Source organism: Flavobacterium frigidum, assembly GCF_048286795.2.
In genome coordinates this window covers 122,361-145,601 of record NZ_JBLVPT020000004.1, presented here as the reverse complement: position 1 = coordinate 145,601, position 23,241 = coordinate 122,361, and the positions used below count along the sequence as shown (strand labels likewise).

Here is a 23,241-nt window from a genome sequence, read left to right as displayed (position 1 = left end):
TTGAATTAGTTAAGAACAAAACTTTTATTTTACAATTGAAAATGAAAATAAACAGCCCTGTCAAAATTTTAATAGTTGACGATTTACCCGAAAATTTATTTGCTTTAGAAGTTATACTGTCTAATGAAAATTATTTATGCGTTAGAGCCAACTCGGGAAATGAGGCTTTGAAAATACTGATACACCAACAAGATTTTGCCATCATACTAATTGATGTTCAAATGCCTTTAATGGACGGGTTTGAAACGGTAGATCTAATCCGCCAGATCGATAAACTCAAACATGTACCTATTATTTTTTTAACAGCGAGTAATGATAATTCGTTACAAATTTTTAAAGGATACGAAGCGGGTGCTGTTGACTATATGATTAAACCACTTTCGCCAGAAATTTTAAAAGCTAAAGTAGCTATTTTTGTAGATTTACATTTAAAAACACAAGAATTACTGGTTCAAGCAGAACAACTAAAAAAATTAAATACCGATCTTATACAAGAAAAGTTACTTTCAGAATATACAATCAGTCTTATTGAAGCGAGTCATGATCCACTATTTGCAGTTAGTCCTGAAGGGAAAATAACGGATGTAAATAATGCTTCTGTGCAAATAACAGGAATATCCCGAATTAAATTAATAGGTACTGATTTTTTTGATTATTTTACGAATTCACAAAAAGGCCGTGAAGTTTATCAAACTGCATTTGAAAAAGGATTTGTAACGGATTGTCCACTAATTCTGAAACAAAAAAAAGGAGACTTAATTGATGTACTATTCAATGGATCTGTATATAAAAATGATGCAAAAAAGGTATTGGGTGTAGTTCTTGTTGCAAGAGATGTTACCGATCAAAAACATATTGCAAATGAATTAATTGAGGCTAAAATTTCAGCTGAATCTGCTAGAGGACATGCTGAACAGGCAAAAATTAGAGCAGAAAAAGCAACTAGAGTTGCAGAAGGTGCCATGCAAGCAAAGCAGCAATTTTTATCAAATATGAGTCATGAAATTCGTACGCCAATGAATGCCATCATTGGATTTACAAAAGTGATTATGAGGACTGATTTGACAGCAAAACAAAATGAATACCTTAATGCTATCAAACTGAGTGGTGATGCTTTAATCGTACTTATAGATGATATTCTCGATCTCGCTAAAGTAGATTCTGGAAAAATGACATTTGAGAAAATTCCTTTCAAAATCAAGTCAACTGTTTCCGTAATGCTTCAATTATTTGAACCTAAAATTTTAGAAAAAAACTTACAATTAATTAAAGAATACGATAGTAAAATACCCGATTTTATAATAGGAGATCCTGTTAGGTTGCACCAAATCATTCTGAATCTTGTAAGTAACGCTGTTAAATTTACTAGTAAAGGCAAGGTTACAGTTAGTGTCGATTTATTTCAACAAGATGAACACAATGTTGTTTTAAAATTTTCTATTAAGGATACTGGTATCGGAATATCTGAGGATAAAATTGGAAGTATTTTCGAAAATTTTCAACAAGCAACTAGCGGAACTTCTAGATTGTATGCCGGTACGGGTTTAGGACTAGCAATAGTAAAACAATTGCTCGAAGCACAAGGTGGTAGCATTTGTGTTGAAAGTACTTTACATGTAGGATCTACTTTTAGTTTTATGTTGAGTTTCAAAAAAACTAACGCTGTAGCAGAACTAGAAAATGAAATCATGGAGCTCGATTCGCAAATGAAAAATGTGAAAATATTAGTTGTTGAAGATATTACTTTGAATCAGATGTTGATGAGAACCATCTTAGATGACTTTGGATTTGATTGTGAAATTGCTGAAAATGGTAAAATAGCTGTTGAAAAACTGAAAGAAAAAGAGTTTGATGTAATCCTCATGGATTTGCAAATGCCAGTTATGAATGGATTTGAAGCTACTGAATACATTAGAAATACAATGAAATCTTCGATTCCAATTATTGCATTAACAGCTGATGTCACGACAGTAGATTTAGAAAAATGTAAATTAGCAGGAATGGATGATTATCTTGTTAAACCAGTTGATGAAAAACTACTGCACAGCAAAATAGTGAGCTTTTTATCTAAGCCAAAAAATATAGAAGTTATTGATGCCGTAGTAGAGAATGAAAATTCAATAGAAGAAATAAGATATGTTGATTTAACGTACTTAAACCGACGTACCAAATCAAATCCTGAGTTAATGATGGAAATGATTTCAATTTATTTAGAACAAACTCCTCACCTATTAAATACAATTAAACAAAGTTTGAAAGAAGAGAATTGGACCTTATTAGGCGCTGCTGTTCATAAAATGCTACCTTCCTTTACTATTATGGGAATCCATCCAGATCATGAAAACGTTGCCAAAAAAATTCATGATTTTACAATCACAAAAGATAAAAACAATACTATATTTAGTTTAGTAACGCAATTAGATAAAATTTGTAAGCAAGCTTGCTCTGAATTACAAGAAGAATTCAATACCCTAAAAAATAGTTTGAAATAACTCTACCAGCGGTTTAGCCAAGTTTTCACATTCATCAGAGATATTTAACTTCATACACTCCGATACTACTTTTCTGCTACATTATAAAGACAATAAAAAGTATAAATTAAGCAGCAATCCAACTCATTTCTTGTTTAATGGCAAAAAACTATTTTGCTATACTTAATTCATACACAACTAGTATTGCCTAGCAAAGAGTGTGAAAGATGTAAGTTTTATTAACAATTGTATAAGACTTTCAAATGCGAATCGAAATATATTTGTCATGAAATTAGTATTATATTAAAATGTAGTTCTAATGATAAAAAAAGTTTCTTTTTTAAAACATTTAGTTGACAATAAGAAACTTATGAAGATAAATATAAATCATAAAAACTAAAAATCATGAATTTAAAACGAATCTTTGGAGCGTTACTAACTGCTCTTGGAATAGGAGGTCTTATTTATACAGCGGTTATATTTGCTGGAACATCAGGTGAAACAAGAGATGTTAAATCACTAATTATCTACGGTATATTAGGAATTATTTTCTTTGTATCTGGAATTAGTTTAGTCCGCACTACAAAAGATGAGTCATAAATTATAGTTCCTCTTGAATGATTCTTTTTCTTTAAAATAATTGACCATTCAAGCACAAATAAATTGATTACAATCTATAACTTCCTTTTTACTTTGTAAAAGGAAGTTTTTTTATTTCTATAATCATCGCTTTTTTTGCATTACAGACCTTAAAATACCAAATATGGAGTCTATTTTTTATAACTCTTAGCGGTTTATTTTCTGAACTAAAACTACTTCTATTTATTTCTACATTATTTTCTCCAACTACTAATTGCATTTCATAATAATCTATAAACTCATCAGATTTATAGATTATTATAAAATCCTATTAAAACGACAACTTGTCTATCCCCTTTAACAAGTTGTATCCCTAAAATTGTTCCAATTATTTTAGTAAATATAAATGAAATAAATTCTTTGACAAGCTCTGAAATAGTTAGGATTTCATGCTGATTAATTTTAAAAGATTAGTTTACTAATATGTGAAAGATGTAATACATACGAGTAATTGTGTAATAGCTTAAAAGTAATATAACCCCAACTTTACAATATAGAATTAATGTTTTTTAATAAATTAGAAACAAATGAAAAGTACCATAACCAAAACGGACAAAAATGTCAGGCTAGAAAAAGGGAAAGGAAATTCAAATACAACATCCCCTGAAACAAGTGAAGGTTGTCGAAATATTTTTGTAGAGGAACTAAAAGAAATTTACTTTACAGAAAAAGCACTACTTATATCTATTCCTGTACTGATTAAAAATGCTGCCAGTGATGAACTTGCTGATGCACTCAAAGTACATCTGAGATTTACAATAGATCATATCAAACGTCTGGAAGATTTTTTTAATTCCATTGGCGAAAAACATATCATGCTACAATATGAAGCAATGTATGGTTTAATAACTCCCGAAAAAAATTCAATTAATCTTTCAAATAATAAATAATGGCTATTCAAACCGTTAATCCATTCACCAATAAAGTTGTACGCTCTTTTGAGGAAATGACTGATAAAGCTGTTGATATGTTGGTTGCACAATCTGCAAAAACATTCAATTCATGGAAAGAAACTAGTTATGAGCAACGAGCTCAAATATTGCACAAAGTAGCTGCTTTGATGCGTGAAAAAAAAGAATATCTAGCTAAAATAATAACACTGGAAATGGGTAAATTAATTGCTCAGGCCGAGGGTGAAATTCTATTGAGTGCTGATATTTTTGATTACTATGCCACTCACGCTTCAGAATTTTTAGCAGACAAAGAGTTAAAACCTGAATTTGGAAGTGCCGTCGTCCGTTGTAGTCCCATCGGTGTACTATTGGGCGTTCAACCATGGAATTTTCCGTTTTATCAAGTAGCACGTTTTGCTTCTCCAAATATTATGGTGGGAAATACGGTTCTTGTAAAACACGCATCTATGGTTCCGCAATGCGCCATTGCTATTGAAGATTTGTTTAACGAAGCAGGAGCGCCAAACGGTCTTTATACTAATCTTTTGATTTCTGGAGAAAGAGCAACATCTTTAGTTGCAGATATAAGAATAAAAGGAGTTTCACTAACAGGAAGTGAGGAGGCTGGTGCAAGTATAGCATCAGAAGCCGGAAAATATTTAAAGAAATCAGTATTGGAATTGGGTGGTAATGATGCTTTCATCATTCTTGAAGATGCAGACATTGACAAAGCCGTAGAAAGGGCAGTAGTAGGTCGAATTAATAATAATGGTGAAAGTTGTGTAGCGTCTAAAAGATTTATAGCTGTAGAAGCAATTGCAGATGAATTCCTTGAAAAATTCAAAGAAAAAATGTCCAACTTAATTGTTGGTGACCCGATGAACTCTACAACGGAGTTAGGACCGATGAGCAGCGAAGCTGCTGCTGTACATATTATAGATCAAATTAGGAAATCTGTTGATGCTGGAGCAACCATTTTGCTTGGTGGAACTCGCTCTGACCTTCCAGGCGCTTTTGTTCAGCCTACTATTTTAACCGATTTGAATCCAGAAATTCCTGCGTATTATGAAGAAATATTTGGTCCTGTGGCTTCTTTCTACAGAGTCATCGATGAAGAAGCAGCTATAACCTTGACAAACGATTCTAGTTTTGGGCTAGGTTGCTCCATATTTACGCAAGATATAGAACGAGGGAAACATATCGCTGATAAAATTGATACTGGAATGGTATTTATTAATCAGCCAACCACCACCCAAGCTGATCTGCCTTTTGGAGGAACTAAAAATTCTGGTTATGGCAGAGAATTATCTGAATTAGGAATTCATGAATTTGTAAACAAGAAACTCATTCGCATTAGCGGCCTTTAAAACCCTATGTAGTTTTTATAAGAATATAAAATTATTATGTTAGGTAACGTTTTTCTGATTTGCCAGATTGGCGCAACGGCATCAAGAACATAGGGGTTTTCCAATCTTCCGCCTATGACCAACGAAGCGGTACACGAGCTTGATACCCGTTAATTAGAATAAAAAAGGAATGTTGCCTAACATAATTTTATCACTAAAGTTTCATAATATAAAATTTAACACAGATTTCGTTTAAAATTATTTTTAATAAAAACCATGCTAGTTCAACATTTCATCTCTTGTAAAGATTTTAGCAGAGTTGCGACGAACAGTAAAAATGATAAGCAAAATAGAGAGAAAGAGAACTGTAGCATTAGATTTTTAAAAAAATATTTTTCGAAAAAAAATAAAGATTAATAGTGTTGTTACACTACCTAAATTTTATTGTGACGGTATTTTTAATTAATAAAACACAAGTATTTTGATAGTAATAAATAATTAAAAAAAGACATGAAAACATACGAGCTATTTACATTAAAAAAACTGGGGTCTATTGATTTGAAAAACCGAATTGTTATGGCACCAATGACAAGATGTCGAGCTATTGACAATATTCCTAATGAATTGATGGCCGAATATTACAAACAACGTTCCAATGCCGGATTAATCATAACCGAAGGCACATCTCCATCTCTAAATGGGCTTGGTTATGCCAGAATTCCAGGAATATTTAGTAAAGTACAAGTAGAGGGTTGGAAAAAAACGACTAAAGCCGTTCATGAAAACGGTGGGAAAATAATTATTCAATTAATGCACTCTGGACGAATAAGTCATCCGTTGAATATGCCTATAGAATCTCAAATTCTTGCTCCTTCTCAAGTTAAAGCTGCTGGACAAATGTGGACCGACTTAAAAGGCTTACAAGATTTTCCAGTACCGAAAGAGATGACTGAACAAGATATTTTACATGCCAAAACTGAATATGTAGCTGCAGCTGAAAACGCCTTATTTGCAGGATTTGATGGTGTCGAATTGCATGGTGCCAATGGGTATTTGTTAGAAGAATTTCTTTCGCCTATAAGCAATATCCGTACGGATCAATATGGCGGCAGTATTGAAAATCGATGCCGTTTTGTACTTGATGTAGTTGCCGCAGTTGCACAAGCTATTGGAAAAGAAAAAACAGGCATTCGTTTATCGCCCTACGGAGTAGCCAGTGATATGCCTCATTATCCAGAAATTCATGAAACATACGATTACCTTACTAAAGAACTTAATAAACTAGACATTGCCTATATTCATCTTGTAGATCATTCTGCAACAGGAGCACCTGCTGTCCCTAAGGAAATAAAGAAACTGATTCGTCATAATTTCAAGAATACGTTGATTCTTTGTGGCGGTTATGATAAAGAAAGCGCCGAGGCAGCCATTGAAAGTGGGCTTACGGACCTTGTTGCTTTTGGTCGTCCTTTTATTAATAATCCAGACTTAGTGGAACGATTTAAAAATGATTGGCCTTTATCAGAAGATCTTAAAACGGATTTATTTTATTCGGCAGATGAAAAAGGATATACTGATTATCCGATTCATAATACACTGTAGTAGAATGATCACACCAATTAAATATTGAATATTTGTATTTTAAGAAACAAATGGTGTGTGAATAATGCAACTTTTTAAATAAATTTTATAATTTTTTTCAGATGAATAAAATGAACTTTGTAATGTAAAATTTTAGTCTTAATTGCATCATACTATTTTGAAAATTTCAAAGAAAAGAATTAGACAAAATCGTATTTAAGTACCAAAAATTAAACATTAATAAAATTCAGAAATTATGAAACTACAAATAGGAATTACGCAAGAACATTTAAATAACAGTATTGCTATCTTATCGTCGATTTTGGCAAATGAAATGACATTATACGTAAAATTAAGAAAATTCCATTGGAATGTTTGTGGGGAGAGTTTTATGGAATTTCATAAATTATTTGAAGCTCAATATACAGAACTTGAAGCATCTATTGATGAAGTTGCTGAACGCATAAGCAAACTGGGTGGAAAATCCATAGGAACCATGAAGGAGTTTGCCGATTTAACAATCATAAAGGAATCGCCTAATCACTACCCAACTCAAAAAGAGATGGTTAAAGAATTATTAGGAGATCACGAAACTATTATCGTTCATTTGAGAAAAGATGTTGATACTAGCACCGATGTAAATAAGGATGCTGGAACCGCTGATTTCCTGACTGGCTTGATGAAAGCACACGAAACAATGGCATGGACACTAAGAAGATATTTAGAATAATAAAAAAGTATATGGAAAATTCAACAAACGAAGTATATACAGCTTCCAGAAGTTATTGCAGAGTAGGTAAAATAACACCCAAAAGAAATTTTGAAGTGCCAAGACTAGTACTAGAATCAGAAAATCAAAGTAACAATTAAATAAAGTGCCTGATTTTAATAATTAGAAAAAAAATAGTGTTTTCCTGAAATAATTACCCTATTTTTTTATTGAATAGAACCATTTGAACACTTTTTGAAACTGTTGTTAAAAATAGTCTATAAATATTTTTTTAATGGTTTTATTTTTTTCTTTTTCATTACTAAAAAAATACCACACGATAAGAATATAGTTCTTAAGTTAGAAAATACAGATGCTTATAGCATAATAATTTTTTCACAATGAAAAGATCTCATGATTTGCGAAAAATAAAAGGTTAGTTTGGTTTTGTTTATTTGGGGCTATTGTTTTAACAATAGCCTTTTTTTTGTTTTTACTTTTTGGCAAAAAGCATCATGCTTAATAGTACTGTTACAATTTCATTTTTTGCATCTGTGAATATTGAAACTTTACATAAGAGTTATGTAACAGCTGTAGCGCTATTCGTAATTAAATTTGCAAAAAAAGCTTTATAAATAATACTTACAGACTATTGTACATACTAGCTCAAGAGTATAGAATATAAAAGAGAAGTATTAATAGCGTAACAAGAGATTATTGATGGTTAATACGCATTCAAAAAAAATACTTAATGAATAAAACTATAACAGTCAGAAAAGAAAGTATAACAAACTACTTGAAAGAAACTTTCGATGATGTGGGCAAAATCACAATATTTGGTGCGCGTTTTTTCAAGGAAGTAGTGAAAACTCCATATGAATTCAAAGAATTTATAAAACAGTGTTACGTGATAGGATATAAATCCTTACCATTAGTAACGATTACTGGATTTATCATGGGTTTAGTGCTCACATTACAATCAAGACCAACATTAGCAAAGTTTGGCGCAGAATCCTGGTTACCAAGTATGGTTGCGCTCTCTTTAATAAGGGAAATTGCTCCAGTTATTACCGCACTGATTTGCGCAGGTAAAGTTTCCTCTGGTATAGGTGCCGAATTGGGATCTATGAAAGTTACCGAACAAATAGATGCTATGGAAGTTTCGGCTATAAATCCCTATAAATATTTAGTAGTTACACGTATTTTGGCCACCACACTTATGGTGCCACTTTTAGTGATTTATGCCGATGGAATTGGGATTGTAGGCGGATACGTAGGAATAAATATTCACAGTGATGTTAATATGTTTCGATACATTTCACAAGTTTTAGAATCTATTACGTTTTTAGATATTTTCCCAGCTACGATTAAAACATTTTTCTTTGGCTTTTTTATAGGAATGATTGGCTGTTACAAAGGATTTAATGCCGCAAATGGAACAGAAAGTGTTGGGAAAGCAGCAAATTCAGCTGTTGTGACTGCATCGTTAACAATATTTATTATTGATATGCTAGCGGTTCAAATAACTGATTTATTTCTTTAAAATGATACAAGAAACAACACCCCAAGCTCCTCTTGCTACGACAAATGAAACTGTTATAGAAATCAAGGATCTTTATAAAACCTTTGGCACTAACGAAGTACTAAAAGGAGTCACTTTCTCAGTAAAAAAAGGGGAAAATTTAGTGGTTTTAGGAAAATCGGGTTCTGGAAAATCAATCACAATAAAATGTGTTGTGGGTTTAGTAAGTGCTGATTCAGGTGTAATTAATGTTTTTGGTACTGATATTACCAAAATGGATACCAACGAACTCAATGAAATACGAGTTCGAATTGGTTTTCTTTTTCAAAATGCTGCATTGTACGATTCCATGAGTGTACGAGAAAATTTGGCATTCACACTCAAGCGTCATGCAAAAGAATTATCTTCAGAAGAAGTTGAAAATCAGATAAAGGAAATCTTAGAAAATGTAGGTCTAAGTGAAGCGATTGATAAAATGCCATCTGAATTATCAGGAGGTATGCGTAAAAGAATTGGTTTGGCTAGAACTTTAATTTTAAAACCAGAAATCATCTTATATGACGAACCTACAACGGGACTCGATACTATTACTTCGAGAGAGATAAGCGAATTAGTATTAGAAATTCAAAAAAAGAATAAAACCTCTTCCATCATAATTACGCACGATATGGCTTGCGCAAAACATACTGCTGATCGTTTAGTAATTTTAAAAGAAGGTATAATACATGTGGAAGGAACCTACGAAGAATTAGAAAAAAGTGATGACGAATGGGTTCGATCTTTTTTTATATAACCAAAAAAACAAAATAAAATGAATAAAGAATCTGGATACCAATGGAAATTAGGAATGTTTGTAATTATTGGTTTGGTACTTTTTGTTACAACAATATATTTTGTTGGAAAACAGAAAAATTTATTTGGCTCTACATTTGAGTTGACTGCCAAATTTAATTCAGTAAACGGACTCGATGTAGGCAATAATGTTCGTTTCTCTGGTATCAATATCGGTACGGTGGAAGAAATAGAGTTTTTAACAGATACATCGGTGGTTATAAAATTAGTCATCAAAGAAGAAGTTCGTAAATACATCAAAAAAGATGCTATTGCAAGTATTAGTTCTGATGGTTTGATGGGTGATAAAGTACTTATAATTTCATCTGGAAAAAACTCTAATGTTATTGTAGAAGACAACGACAATATTGCCTCTAAACAAGCAATAGAGATGGATGATTTGATGGTGAGCGTTAAGAAAAGTGTTGATAATGCTGGAGTTATTACCGCAGAGCTTGCTCAGTTTAGTAGTAGCATGAATAATGGAAATGGGGCTTTATCTAGGCTGGTCTCCGATGAGGAGTTTGGAAATAGCATAAAAAAAATGGTTACTAATCTAGAAAATAGTTCTAACGAATTTTCAAAATTCACTGTGAAAATGAATAATGGAAAAGGAGCATTATCTAAATTAGTTAGCGATGAAAAAATGGGTTTAATGATAGATTCTACAATGACAAATGTGAAAACAGGAACCAAAGGTTTAAATGAAGTGATAGAAGCTGCCAAACATAATTTTCTACTGCGCGGTTATTTCAATAAGAAGAAAAAAGCCGAAGATAAAAAATTGGAAGATTTAGAAGATTTAGAAGAAAATGAAATGAAAAAAGAACTCAATATGGGTGCAAAATTTGATACTATCAAGTAACCGTTGAATATAGCAACAATTGTATTTTTTAAAAAGATAAAATCACCAATTGCTTTTTTGAAATATTATTTTCGATTAATTACAAGTGACAATTGTACAACTTTAAACTATAGTTATATAACATAATATCAATATTCGGAAAGTACCTTTACTTAAATATTAATAGAATATCTAAATTAAATAATTATGAAAAAAATAAAATTTATCCTGCCTTTTCTATTACTTGGAGCAATAATTTACTCTTGTAATAATGATGATGATGCAAATGCAAGTTACCCTTATGCCGTTCGTTTAACAGATGCTCCTGGACCATATGAAGAGGTAAATGTAGACATTCAAGGTGTAGAAGTTATAGGTGATGGTGGAAAAATTGTCTTACTGAATGTAAAAAAAGGAATCTATAATTTATTGGAATTCTCTAATGGTGTAGATACTTTACTGGCTACTGATTCACTTGAAATTTCTTCAGTAAATCAAGTAAGACTTATTCTTGGTACAAATAATACAGTAGTTCTAGACGGTGTAAGTTACCCATTAAGTACTCCAAGTGCAGAGCAAAGTGGATTAAAAATAAAAGTTAGTAACAAACTTCAAGACGGTATTTTGTACACCGTTCTTTTAGATTTTGACGCTAATAAATCTATTGTGAAGCAAGGAAATGGAACGTACTCATTGAAACCAGTGATTAGAACCATCGAACAAGCAATCAGTGGTACAGTAAAAGGTAAAATTACTCCAGTAGGAACTATGGCTGTTGTTGAAGCAACTTCTGCAAGTGGCGTAAGTTATACCAGTAATGTAAATGATAATGGCGATTTTATGGTAATGGGGCTTCCTCCAGGAACATACAAAATTACGATCACACCATCACTTCCATTATTGCCAGTAGTTAAAACTGATGTAGTAATTACAGCAGGTCAAATTACCGACATAGGTTCTTTCATTATAATTTAAAGAATGAAATTGACAATGTCTTTCTAAATTTTATAAAGATGTTGACTCAAGGAATTAAAAATCTAAAATCATTAAAAACGACATCTACTTGTAGAACGTTTTTAATGATTTTTTTGCTTACCAAAAACTGAATCTTTATACTTTAAGTATAGCATAAATTGTTAAATCACATATTACTTTTAATCAATATTTTGTATAAAAAAATGTATATATTTTAATTATGTGTTATTTTGATAATCTGTAAATAATACAACTTATTCTAAAAGTTTTATAACTGAATTTTTTACTCCATACCCCAACTTTGTAAAAGTATTTTTTTTTAATTAGTTGCTTTAAAAATAAATCAAACAATCGCTTCTATTTTCTTCTACTTAGCAGTCGTATAAATCACAATTTACATTAGAACATACAAAACCTTTACAAACAAATTAAAACTAAACCTAAAATTAAATCAAATGAAAAAAACACTTTACACACTAGCAATTACAACCTTTATGGCCGGAACCGTTTTGACCAGTTGTCAAAACACTACAAAAAAAGAGGAAGCTGCTCAAGATAATGTTGAAAATGCAAGAGAAAATCTTGATGACGCTAAAGAAGAACTATCAGATGCGCGTAAAGAAGCAACTCATGAAGAATGGGACGCATTTAGAGCCAGCACAGATGCGACAATTACTGCCAATGAAAATAGAATATTGGATCTAAAAGCACGTATGAAAAATACAGGTAGTTCGATTGATACCGAATACGCTAGAAGAATTGCAGTATTAGAACAAAAAAATAACGACATGAAAGCAAAGATTGAAAGCTATAAAAAAGATTCCAAAGATGATTGGGAATCATTCAAGAAAGAATACAATCGTGACATGAATGAATTAGGTCAAGCTTTTAAAAACCTGACGGTGGATAATAAATAGAACTTTAAAAAGACGCCTTTTTTAACGCGTCTTTTTTTTGTTTAGTGTTTTTTGATTTCCTTAAAAAATGCTCCTAATAATTGATACTAAAATGATTAAGGTGTGAATAATGTAAACTTAACCAAAAGTATTGTAACAATTACCTTAGGTAAGATTCTGATATTTGTACTATAATAATTCAATAAAAAAACAAAATGAAAAATTCAAAAAAACTGATTTTCGCTTCATTAGCATTTAGCTTTATGACATTCACTGCTGTTCAAGCTCAAGAAGATGCAACGAAATTTGGGATAAAAGGTGGAGTAAACTTTTCTAACTTTTATACAGATGATGTAGATGATAATAATGTACTTACAGGATTTAATGCAGGACTTTTTGCTAAAATGCCAATTTCAGAGAACATATCTTTCCAAACAGAGATTTCTTATACAGGAAAAGGAGCTGAATTAATTTATAACTATACGATAGTGAAAGGAACAGCACAATTCAAGCTAAATTATATCGAAGTACCCCTTTTATTAGTTGTTAATCTTACTCAAAATTTAAACATTCACGCAGGTCCTTATGCTGCTTATTTAATCAGTAGTAAAACAACTAATAAATCTGATAGTGGTAGTTACAATTTTGAAGACAATGTAGATGTAGATGACTTCAATAGATTTGATGCTGGTTTAGCTGGAGGTGTTGGCCTTGATTTAGAATCCGTTAGTTTTGGAGTACGTTATAATTATGGTCTTACCAAAATTGGTAAAGACGACGCTAATAGTAATTTTACTTCACCAGATGCTAAAAACAGCGTCTTGAGTGTATATGCTTCCTTTGCACTTTAAGCGTTTCACCACAATCGTCGATAATATTAAATTAAAGTATATAAAAACACAAACACTAGCAGAATTTAAAGGTTAGTAGTATTGTGTTCAAAATAATTAACAACCACTTAAAAACTAGAAATCATGAGTAACCTTCTTTACACCATTGCAGTAATTTTAGTAATATTCTGGGCTATTGGGTTCTTTGCCTATAGTGCTGGGTCAATTATCCATATACTGCTTGTAATTGCAGTTATAGCAATCTTATTCAGACTTATATCAGGCAGAAGAGTCTAAGAAAAATAATAAAACAATTAAATAATCACTTAAATAAACAAAAAAATGGGCAATCTTCTTTACACCATAGCAGTAATATTAGTAATCTTTTGGGCAATTGGATTCTTTGCATTCAGTCTTGGATCTATCATACACGTGCTACTTGTAATTGCAGTAATCGCAATATTATTCAGACTTATACAAGGTAGAAGTCTTTAAAACATAACATTAAACAATAAAATACAACATTATGAAATCAGATAAAATAATTTTAGGAGTTTTAGGCGGGGTAGCCGTAGGAGCATTATTAGGCGTTTTGTTTGCGCCTGAAAAAGGAGACAAAACAAGAAAGAAAATCATGGATAAAAGCAATGATTATGCTGATGAACTTAAAGACAAACTAGACACTTTACTTGGAACAATAAACAAAAAGTATGAAAAAATTTGGACTGAAGGTGAAACCTTATTGGCTCAAGGAAAATCAAAGTTCTATGATGTCAAAAATGATGGTGAAACGCTAATTGAAGAGGGAAAATCAAAATTTTATGATGCTAAAAATGAAATAAAAAATACTACTATTTAAGTACTATTATAATTTCAATATTAAATTCATCTAAAAAAATACTATGGAAGAGAACACATCAACAATAGAAATGCTTTTTGAAAGAGCAGAAGATTATACGAAAACAACCATTGATTTGGTAAAACTTACCGCAGTTGATAAAACTGCTGATGTACTTTCTTCATTAATTTCACGCTTAACCGTTTCTATTGTTTTTGTGTTGTTTGCCTTTCTGGCTAATATTGGTCTATCCTTATGGGTAGGAGAATTAGTTGGAAAAGTATATCATGGTTTTTTTATTGTTTCTGGTATCTATTTAGTCCTTGCAATTGTGTTATACAGTGTAAAAGATAAAGTACTCAAAATGCCTATCAGCAACTTTATAATTGCTAAAATGCTTAAAAAAAGTTAATATGAAAAAGCAACAAGAGACCGAAATTCTTAAAGAAGCAATCGCGTTACTGAAAGTAAAACAAGCTGAAGATTTAATGCAACTTAAAGATCAGTATTACGATACGTATGAAAGTTTGAAACCGGTAAATCTTATAAAAAATGCTTTTGGGCAGCTTACCACTACCACAGAATTTAAAGGAAATATTCTTAACAGTGTTATTGGTATTGCATCAGGATACGTAACAAAAAAAGTTTTATTGGGTTCTACCCATAATCCTATTAAAAAGGTTCTTGGTACAATTTTGCAATTTGCGATAACCAACTTTGTAAGTAAAAAAGCTGAAAATTATACCCTAGAAAAGCAACCTTAATTCAATTCATTTTAAAGAATTTTATATTCATTAGAGGATAGCCACAAAAGCTATCCTCTTTTTTTTTGTTAAACTCAATTTAAAAATGGATGGAACTTTATTGAGTAAACAAATTTCAATATGCCTTTTATTTTTTCTTTGAAGAGCACTTCCAAAAAAAAAATTACAAAAAATCAGCTTCAACAATACTGTTTTCAATTTCGATCTTCTAAACAAAAGATTCTTAAAATTTTACTGGTTATTATTTTTTTATACAAGTAATTTATTATCAGTTAATTATAATATTTAGATACTATAAATAAGTGAATCTTACTACTTCTATTTTTAATTGTATAACACTTTTACTTAACAATATATTAACCTTTGTTGAGTAGAATACTTAATCTATTAAAATCAAAAAAAATGAAAACGAAAAATTTACTATCAACATTTGTAATACTATTTATTGCTTTAATTTCTGGATGTGCAGAAGACGATTTTATAGAAACAGTAGGTATTTGTCCACTTGTAGAATCTACAATTCCAGCAAATACTGCTTTAAATGTTCCATTCAATCAAATTATTTCTGCCACTTTTAATGAAGAAGTGAATCCATCAACAATCAATGCTTCAACTTTTATTATTACAAAAGCAGATGCCACAGTGGTTACTGGAACAATTGCATATAGCGGAAGAACAGCGACGTTTAGACCCGCAAGTCCACTTAGTCCTAATACTACCTACATGGGAAGAATTACTACAGGGGTAAAAGATATAATGGGAAATGCTCTTCAAACAGATTATGTATGGACATTTGCTACAGGAATGATAATTGTTCCCGTTGTTATTTCGACTGATCCCACACCTGGTCAAGGAAACGTTGCTTTAAATAAAATAATTACTGCAACATTTAGTGTACCTATGGATCGTACAACATTAACTAATGCAACATTTATTGTAAAACAGGGATTAAATACAATTGCAGGTGTAATAACTTATAATGGAACAACTGTTTCATTCGCTCCTTCAAATCCATTAATGGCTAATACAGTTTACACTGTTACTATTACTACTGGTGCTACAAGTGCACAAGGAACACCATTAGCAGCAGATTACTCATGGAATTTTACAACAGTACCTATTCCAAGAGTTACAGATACAGATCCATCAAATAACGCAATTGGTGTTGATGTAAATAAAACAGTTACTGCAAACTTTAGCATACCAATGGATCCTTTGACAATCAATGCAACTACTTTTATTTTGAGACAAGGTTCAATCGTGATTTCAGGAGTAGTGACATACACCGGTGGTACTATTGCCTCTTTTAATCCAGTGAATGCTCTTAATCCAGGACTTGTTTATACAGCTACCATAACAACTGGTGCTAAAAGTTCAGCAGGTATTCCATTAGCTAGTAACTTTATTTGGAATTTCACAACTTCAAATGTAGTTGTAACACCTCCTGTTATTACAAGCGGTTTGTTTTTTGGAGTTTTTGGTGGAAATGCAGGAATAACAAATCAAGGATTATTAACAGTAGTTGATGGTGCAATAGGAACAACCGCTGCATCAACGTTAGTAACTGGTTTTACTGATGGTACAAGTGGCGATGTTTATACAGTGACACCACTTAATAACGGCCTTGTAACTGATGGAATATTTACAGATACACCAATGCCTGGAAATGCTACAAAAGCAGCAACAGCATTAGCAGGACTAAATGCAGCAAGAGATTTATACAACAGTATTTCTCCAGCTTCTATGCCCGGAGGCGTTGCTAATCCTGGTGCTGGTGAATTAGGAGGATTAACATTAGCTCCAGGAATTTACACCGCTTCAAGCTCTTTTAATATAACCAACGGAAATCTTACCTTGAATGCAAATGGAGACCCTAATGCAAAATGGTATTTTCAAGCTCCATCTTCTTTAACAGTAGGTGATTCAATGCCAAGTAGTGTAACGTTTTTAAACGGTGTAGGTAATCCTAATAATGTGTATTGGTATGTAGGTACTGCAGCAGTTATTAATTACGCTGGTGGTGGAGTTATGGTAGGAAATATTATTGCTAACTCTGGAGTTACTTTGTCATCACCTGCTAATAGTACCAATCCGTTTTTAACGATACTTAATGGTAGAGCAATCTCCTTAGTAGCTTCTGTTACAATGGTAAATACAACTATAAACGTACCTAATAACTAAGTTTTTTAAAATTAAGCACTTAATTCTGTTATGGAATTAATACCGATTTAAAACAATAAAAATTACAAAAACATGGACAATATACATTTTTCAAAAAAAAGATCAAGTAATTCTTGGTCTCTAAATAACCTCCCAATCAAAGGGCTTTTATTAGTCTCTCTGACATGGTTGAGTGCCCAAACAACAGTTCAAGCACAAGAAGTTAGAGCGATAAAATATGCTAAACCTTCTTGGTACTTTGGGGTTGCAGGTGGAGCCAATTTTAATTTTTATCGTGGCTCAACAAATCAGTTGAATGCTGCTTTTACGCCTCCTGCTACTTTTCATGATGGAGATGGAGTTGGACTTTTTATTGCACCACTTTTAGAATATCGTCCTGCTACTTCAAGATGGGGAGTAATGTTACAAGCAGGCTATGATAGCCGCAGAGGATCTTTTGATCAGGTGCTTACCGCATGTGATTGTCCTGCAGACTTAAAAACAGATTTGAGCTATATTACCATTGAGCCAAGTGTGCGATTTGCACCTTTTAAATCTAATTTCTATCTGTATGGAGGTCCACGTTTGGCTTTCAATTTAGATAAATCTTTTACCTACCAGTTAGGTATAAATCCGGCTTTCCCAAATCAAGCACCATCTGCTCCAGTTACGGGTGAATTTAGTGAAATTGAAGAAACTATATTGTCCATGCAAATTGGTGCTGGTTTTGATATTCCACTTTCATCAGATCGTAACAAAACACAGTTTGTATTATCCCCTTTTGTTTCTTTCCAACCTTATTTTGGACAAAATCCACGTGCTACAGAAACTTGGAATATAACTACAATAAGAGCTGGAGTTGCACTTAAATTTGGACAAGGAAAAAATATTCAAGAAGCTACAGATTTAGTAAAAGACCGTGAAGTACAGTTTACTGTAAATTCTCCTAACAATGTTCCTGGAGAAAGAAGAATGACTGAAATTTTCCCACTTAGAAACTATGTATTCTTTAATGAAGGTTCTACTGAAATTCCAAATCGTTATGTATCCTTAACAAAAAATCAAGTAAAGGATTTCAAAGAAGATCAATTGGAAACATTTGCTCCAAAAAATTTATCAGATCGTTCAAAACGTCAAATGACGGTGTATTACAACGTACTGAATATCCTTGGAGACCGAATGCAAAAAAATCCTTCAGCAACAATTACTTTGGTAGGTTCATCAAATAATAGTAATTCAGAGGGTCTTGCAATGGCAGAATCTGTTAAAACCTACTTGGTAAATATATTTGCAATCAATGCATCTAGAATTACTACAAAAGGTCAAAACAAACCCAATATACCATCTGAACAACCAGGAGGAACGCAAGAATTAGTGTTACTACGTGAAGGAGATCGTAGAGTTTCTATTGAAAGTAACTCTCCAGATTTATTGATGGAATTTCAAAGTGGTCCTAATGCACCATTAAAACCAGTGCAGATAATTGCATCACAGGAAGTCCCAGTTGAGAGTTATGTTACTTTTGATAATAAAGGAGCTGGAGAAGCCTTATCGTCATGGTCTTTACAATTAACAGACGAACAAGGAAAAACAAAATCTTTTGGTCCGTATACACAAGATGAGGTAAAAATTCCTGGAAAAATGATTTTAGAGTCTCGTCCAGAAGGAGATTATAAAGTAAAAATGATTGGTCAAACTAAAAGTGGAAAAATTGTAGAGAAAGAAACTACTGCTCATGTTGTGCTTTGGACTCCTGCAAAAATGGAGGAAGGTACGAGGTATAGTATCATCTACGAATTTAATTCCTCAGAAGCAATTTCTATGTATGAAAAATATCTGACTGAAATTGTTACGCCCAAAATTCCTATGGGAGCAACCGTAATGATTAAAGGACATACAGATGTTATTGGTGAGGTGGCTTACAATCAAGAATTGTCTTTAGCTCGTGCCAATGATGTGAAAACCATCATTCAAAATAGCTTGAGTAAAGCTGGTAGAAACGATGTGAAGTTTGATGTCTCTGGTTATGGTGAAAACGAAAATAACGCCCCTTTTGATAACAAAACTCCAGAGGAACGCTTTTACAACCGTACTGTTATAATTGATATAATACCTGTTGTAAAATAGGTTTTAAAATAATTTCAATTAACTTATTAAAAAGGATAGCCCAAAAGCTATCCTTTTTTTGTTCTCATCAATTGCATCTCTTGACATTAAATGTAAATTTTTTAAAAATAAATACGGATTTTTGCAAGAAATATAGTAGTTTTACTAAAATTCAAAATCATGAATGAGACCGAAAATACAATCACAAAATTCTATACTGCTTTTGCAATTGGAGACTATAATAGCATGAGTCAATGTTACGCTGCGGATGCACAATTTAGAGACCCCGTTTTTGGTACGTTAACTGGTGATCAGATTTCTATGATGTGGAAAATGCTTTTAGAAAGAAGTAACGGTAATTTAAAAGTAATTTTTTCTGACTGTCAAGCCAATGAATTTATGGGCTCTGCCCTATGGCAGGCTACCTATATATTTAGTAAAACCAATAAAATGGTGGTCAATACTATTGCTGCTCAATTTCAATTTAAAAACGGTCTTATCATAAAGCATGTTGATGAATTTGACCTGTATAAATGGTATAAACAAGCTTTTGGAGTTACAGGTTTTTTACTTGGATGGACAGGATTTTTTCAAAAGAAAATTCAACAACAGGCGCAGGAATCACTTCATAAATACATATCTAAACAATCAAAAGAATAATTTTTTTTTGATTTATTACAAAACCATTTTTTAAAATTATCTACTTGAATTTTGAAAATTCAAAGTCCCAAGCTGTTGTTGGTTTATACCACAATTGACCTGTAGCAACAGTTAATGGACTATCAAAATTATTCGTATACAATGCTCCAGTTCCTAATCCCTGAGGCATTAAATTTTGCTGTAAATACGTCCATTGTGCTATGGCATTCAGTCCAATATTACTCTCCAAAGCTGAGGTTATCCACCACCCTATTTGGTGCTTTTCTGCTAATGAAATCCATTCTTGTGTGCCACGAAAACCACCCACAAAACTAGGCTTCAAAATAATGTATTGCGGCTTGATTCTAGTCAATAATTGTTCTTTTTCTTGCATACCAAATACGCCGATCAACTCTTCGTCTAACGCAATAGGAAAAGGACTGGTTTTGCACAACTCTGCCATCCTGTCAGTATGATTTTTTTGTATTGGTTGCTCAATACTATGTAACTTAAATTCAGACAGTTGAGTTAGCTTAATTAAAGCTTCATTTTCATCAAAAGCACCGTTAGCATCTACCCGAATTTCGACTTGTTCCGGACTAAAATGTTCTCGAATAAAGCGTAATAATTGTAATTCTTGATCAAAATCTATAGCCCCAATTTTTAGTTTTACACAGGTAAAGCCCTCTTCTAATTTTTCCTCAATTTGTTGCTTCATAAAAGCCTCCTCACCCATCCAAACTAAACCGTTTATCACCATCGATTTTACACCATCTGTAAAGGCCGAAGGAAAGAGTAAAAAAGGAGTCTCACTCACTAAAGATTGAAACGCCATTTCGATTCCAAATTGTATCGAAGGAAACTCTAATAACGCTTCCCATAACCTGTCTTTTCCTAGGTGAATATTGGCACAAGTCCATTGCAATTTTTCTTCATAATCTGGTCGATCATCAATACTCAATCCGCGCAGAATACCGCACTCTCCAATTCCTTTTTTACCGTCCTGTTCCAAGACAATAAACCAAGTTTCTTTTTCGGTCATAACGCCACGGGAAGTTCCTGATGGACGTTTAAAATGGAGCATGTATTTGTGGTAGGTTGCTTTCAAAATTATGAATTATAAATTGTGAATTATGAATTGGAATTAACTCAATCAATTTTAATACGCTTGTATCAAAACATCTGTAGGAATGTTTAACTGCTCGTGCAATTGACGGATCATTTCCAATGAAAGTTTTCGTTTGCGATTTAAGATTTCGCTCGCACGACTTTTTAAACCAACAATATTCGCTAAATCATTTTGATTGTATCCCATTTGCTCCATTCTGAATTTTATTGCTTCAATTGGATCTGGCATGCCTACAGGGAAATGTTCATTCTCGTATTGGTCGATTAAAATTCCAAGCACTTCTAATTCGTCGCCTTCAGACGAGCCTTTTTTCGCGTCAAAAATAACTTCCAGTCTTACAAGAGCTTGATTGTAATCGTTTTCTGTTTTTATAGGTTTTATGTCCATTGTAATTAAATTTTGTTGGCGTCAATTTTATCATATTCTGCATGCGTTCCAATAAACCGAATCCAAACCATTTGATAATCAAAATTTATTTTTACTATTAATCGGTACTTATTCCCTTTGATATTGAAAACAAATCGATTATCATTCAATATACTCGCACTTGGATATTGCTGTTTTATCATATTTGGATTTTCCCATTCTGCTTTGCTACTTTCCTGAAACCAAGATTTTAACTGCTGTTCGCAATCAGTATGCACGATCCAGAAATCCCTCAATATTTTTTTCGCAATTACCCTCAAATTCAATTTATTTTACAAAGATACTTAAAAAGTTCCCGTTTTGGGAATATATTTTTTTAACACTAGAATTATAACAAAAAATGCTTGATTTAATAATTACTTCTTTAAAACAGATAAACCATTTTAGTTTTTAAAAAATTAACTTATCGCTCCATCAACTTCAAAATTCTTTCAAAATTATTTGAAGGAATTCCCGCTTTTTTGAAAGCAACAAAATCTTGTTTTACTTTTTGAGTCCAACTCAAGCTATCCGTTACGTTTTGAGACTGATACTCCTTATAAATGGCTTTTGCTGACGAATAATTATCATTCAATAAATAGGCATGCGCCAAATTTAATTTGATCAACAACTCCGTATCATCAAGCTTCTTGCCTTCTTTTAGGAATTTAATCGCTTTTCCGTATTGCTTCGTCAAAAGATAACTACTTCCTATGGCGTTGTAATCTAATGCAGTGGCTTTACCATCATTGATTATAGTTGTCAGTTTCTGAATGGCATCTCCTAGCTTTCCTTGCTTACCTAGTGCAGCGGCTTGCTTGCGCAAATCGTCATACACACTTTTAGAAAGACTGCTTTGTCCAAAACAACTGTTCCCAAAATCTTTAAATGCTTTAGCACGCTCTACAGCCAATAATTTCTGAAATTCCTTAAATCTGTACTTGGATTGGATTTTGTCTAGAATACAAACGCAAAAATCATCTGAATTAGTCATTTTTTGAGCCAAATTAGATGTTTTGCATTGATCAATAATTGCTTTTCTGTTTTCAACAGTCCAGCCACGACTTAGTTTGTTATCGACCCACGGTACGACTTCTAGAATAATTTTCTGGTTCATAATCCAGTTTTTACTTTCGAAACCAAACCATAAATTCCTAAAACCGGTTTGCATACAAGCTGATCTATCGGTCGAAAGTAGCTTGGCATCTTTGCTCACCGGCGTATCTTGAATAAAACATGCATCATCTGTTTTTCCGTTTTCTTTGTATTTTGTAGCTAAGTCAGCGCCAGAAAAAACAGCATACTTGCATTTGTCATCTCCTGAGATCTTAGACACGATAAAAACCGCTCCTGCCGAACCTTGACTAATTCCTGTTGGGTCCGGAATGGCTTTTAAAACTGAAACTAAACTACTCGCCATTTGCTGGTTTTTGTCCAAAAGCGTTATTCTATAAACGACTTCAGTAGTACCCTCAGGAAAATCTTGGGTTTTTATGATGATTCTGTCTCTAGCGGAAACCGTAATTTCTTCGGTTGTAGCTCGAATTTTATCCCAATAGCCCTCTTTTTGAGCTGCGCTCGCTTGAAATGCGAGTGCAGTTAGGAGTAGAAAAATTCCTTTTATACTATTCATGTTCTTGATTAAAATGATTTTTTAGCCCTG

25 protein-coding genes are annotated in these 23,241 nt (G+C 32.5%); 21 read left to right on the top strand and 4 right to left on the bottom strand.

The features are described from left to right. Positions 1–41 precede the first annotated feature (41 nt). The 21 genes from ACNQGB_RS07090 to ACNQGB_RS06990 all read left to right on the top strand — a co-directional run bounded on the left by ACNQGB_RS07090 (position 42) and on the right by ACNQGB_RS06990 (position 20,065). Positions 42–2,492, top strand: a complete 2,451-nt coding sequence (locus tag ACNQGB_RS07090) for a hybrid sensor histidine kinase/response regulator (protein ID WP_417944527.1) — start codon at positions 42–44, stop codon at positions 2,490–2,492. Positions 2,493–2,876: 384 nt separating this feature from the next. Further along, a complete protein-coding gene (locus ACNQGB_RS07085; protein ID WP_073355583.1) occupies positions 2,877–3,071 on the top strand; it encodes a hypothetical protein in 195 nt (64 codons plus the stop codon). Between the two features lie 566 nt (positions 3,072–3,637). Continuing rightward, on the top strand, positions 3,638–4,000 hold the full coding sequence (locus ACNQGB_RS07080) for a DUF892 family protein (protein ID WP_417944529.1): 363 nt from the start codon (positions 3,638–3,640) through the stop codon (positions 3,998–4,000). Next, positions 4,000–5,370 carry an NAD-dependent succinate-semialdehyde dehydrogenase gene (locus ACNQGB_RS07075; RefSeq protein WP_417944530.1) on the top strand — a complete coding sequence of 457 codons (1,371 nt, stop codon included), beginning with the start codon at positions 4,000–4,002 and terminating at the stop codon, positions 5,368–5,370. Before ACNQGB_RS07080 ends, ACNQGB_RS07075 begins: the two co-directional genes overlap by 1 nt. 489 nt (positions 5,371–5,859) lie before the next feature. Beyond that, on the top strand, positions 5,860–6,951 hold the full coding sequence (locus ACNQGB_RS07070; protein ID WP_417944531.1) for an alkene reductase: 1,092 nt from the start codon (positions 5,860–5,862) through the stop codon (positions 6,949–6,951). Positions 6,952–7,186: 235 nt separating this feature from the next. Next, positions 7,187–7,660 carry a Dps family protein gene (locus ACNQGB_RS07065; protein ID WP_417944532.1) on the top strand — a complete coding sequence of 158 codons (474 nt, stop codon included), beginning with the start codon at positions 7,187–7,189 and terminating at the stop codon, positions 7,658–7,660. Positions 7,661–7,671: 11 nt separating this feature from the next. Next, positions 7,672–7,800 carry a hypothetical protein gene (locus tag ACNQGB_RS07060; protein ID WP_309759022.1) on the top strand — a complete coding sequence of 43 codons (129 nt, stop codon included), beginning with the start codon at positions 7,672–7,674 and terminating at the stop codon, positions 7,798–7,800. A gap of 590 nt (positions 7,801–8,390) precedes the next feature. Next, positions 8,391–9,182, top strand: a complete 792-nt coding sequence (locus ACNQGB_RS07055) for an MlaE family ABC transporter permease (protein ID WP_417944533.1) — start codon at positions 8,391–8,393, stop codon at positions 9,180–9,182. A 1-nt stretch (position 9,183) separates the two neighbouring features. Then, positions 9,184–9,954, top strand: a complete 771-nt coding sequence (locus ACNQGB_RS07050) for an ABC transporter ATP-binding protein (RefSeq protein WP_417944534.1) — start codon at positions 9,184–9,186, stop codon at positions 9,952–9,954. 18 nt (positions 9,955–9,972) lie between these two features. Beyond that, a complete protein-coding gene (locus tag ACNQGB_RS07045) occupies positions 9,973–10,857 on the top strand; it encodes an MlaD family protein (protein WP_417944535.1) in 885 nt (294 codons plus the stop codon). Positions 10,858–11,043: 186 nt separating this feature from the next. Further along, the gene (locus ACNQGB_RS07040) at positions 11,044–11,811 is read left to right on the top strand and encodes a DUF4382 domain-containing protein (protein WP_417944536.1); all 768 of its coding nucleotides are present in this window, start codon (positions 11,044–11,046) and stop codon (positions 11,809–11,811) included. Positions 11,812–12,266: 455 nt separating this feature from the next. Then, positions 12,267–12,728, top strand: a complete 462-nt coding sequence (locus ACNQGB_RS07035) for a sll1863 family stress response protein (RefSeq protein WP_417944537.1) — start codon at positions 12,267–12,269, stop codon at positions 12,726–12,728. Between the two features lie 194 nt (positions 12,729–12,922). Further along, positions 12,923–13,558 carry a porin family protein gene (locus ACNQGB_RS07030; protein WP_417944538.1) on the top strand — a complete coding sequence of 212 codons (636 nt, stop codon included), beginning with the start codon at positions 12,923–12,925 and terminating at the stop codon, positions 13,556–13,558. Between the two features lie 123 nt (positions 13,559–13,681). Next, positions 13,682–13,834, top strand: coding sequence for a lmo0937 family membrane protein (locus ACNQGB_RS07025; RefSeq protein ID WP_417944539.1), 153 nt, complete (start codon positions 13,682–13,684; stop codon positions 13,832–13,834). Between the two features lie 45 nt (positions 13,835–13,879). Further along, the gene (locus ACNQGB_RS07020) at positions 13,880–14,032 is read left to right on the top strand and encodes a lmo0937 family membrane protein (protein ID WP_417944540.1); all 153 of its coding nucleotides are present in this window, start codon (positions 13,880–13,882) and stop codon (positions 14,030–14,032) included. 31 nt (positions 14,033–14,063) lie between these two features. Next, complete coding sequence (locus ACNQGB_RS07015) at positions 14,064–14,396, top strand: YtxH domain-containing protein (protein WP_417944541.1); 333 nt, start codon at positions 14,064–14,066, stop codon at positions 14,394–14,396. 43 nt (positions 14,397–14,439) lie between these two features. Continuing rightward, positions 14,440–14,787 (top strand): hypothetical protein, encoded by a 348-nt coding sequence (locus ACNQGB_RS07010; protein ID WP_417944542.1) that lies wholly within the window; start codon positions 14,440–14,442, stop codon positions 14,785–14,787. Between the two features lies 1 nt (position 14,788). Next, the gene (locus ACNQGB_RS07005) at positions 14,789–15,139 is read left to right on the top strand and encodes a hypothetical protein (RefSeq protein ID WP_417944543.1); all 351 of its coding nucleotides are present in this window, start codon (positions 14,789–14,791) and stop codon (positions 15,137–15,139) included. A 402-nt stretch (positions 15,140–15,541) separates the two neighbouring features. Next, positions 15,542–17,320 (top strand): Ig-like domain-containing protein, encoded by a 1,779-nt coding sequence (locus ACNQGB_RS07000; protein WP_417944544.1) that lies wholly within the window; start codon positions 15,542–15,544, stop codon positions 17,318–17,320. Between the two features lie 72 nt (positions 17,321–17,392). Beyond that, on the top strand, positions 17,393–19,426 hold the full coding sequence (locus ACNQGB_RS06995) for an OmpA family protein (protein ID WP_417944545.1): 2,034 nt from the start codon (positions 17,393–17,395) through the stop codon (positions 19,424–19,426). 159 nt (positions 19,427–19,585) lie between these two features. Further along, entirely contained in the window at positions 19,586–20,065 is a 480-nt protein-coding gene (locus ACNQGB_RS06990; RefSeq protein WP_417944546.1) for a nuclear transport factor 2 family protein, read from the top strand. A 40-nt stretch (positions 20,066–20,105) separates the two neighbouring features. On the opposite strand, the gene ACNQGB_RS06985 is transcribed toward ACNQGB_RS06990, so the two are convergent. From ACNQGB_RS06985 to ACNQGB_RS06970, 4 genes are all read right to left on the bottom strand, one after another. Further along, the gene (locus ACNQGB_RS06985) at positions 20,106–21,152 is read right to left on the bottom strand and encodes an o-succinylbenzoate synthase (RefSeq protein ID WP_417944547.1); all 1,047 of its coding nucleotides are present in this window, start codon (positions 21,150–21,152) and stop codon (positions 20,106–20,108) included. Between the two features lie 51 nt (positions 21,153–21,203). Further along, positions 21,204–21,560, bottom strand: a complete 357-nt coding sequence (locus tag ACNQGB_RS06980) for a helix-turn-helix domain-containing protein (protein WP_417944548.1) — start codon at positions 21,558–21,560, stop codon at positions 21,204–21,206. A gap of 5 nt (positions 21,561–21,565) precedes the next feature. Further along, complete coding sequence (locus ACNQGB_RS06975) at positions 21,566–21,859, bottom strand: type II toxin-antitoxin system HigB family toxin (RefSeq protein ID WP_417944549.1); 294 nt, start codon at positions 21,857–21,859, stop codon at positions 21,566–21,568. A gap of 143 nt (positions 21,860–22,002) precedes the next feature. Further along, the gene (locus ACNQGB_RS06970) at positions 22,003–23,211 is read right to left on the bottom strand and encodes a tetratricopeptide repeat protein (RefSeq protein WP_417944550.1); all 1,209 of its coding nucleotides are present in this window, start codon (positions 23,209–23,211) and stop codon (positions 22,003–22,005) included. Positions 23,212–23,241: the final 30 nt, after the last annotated feature.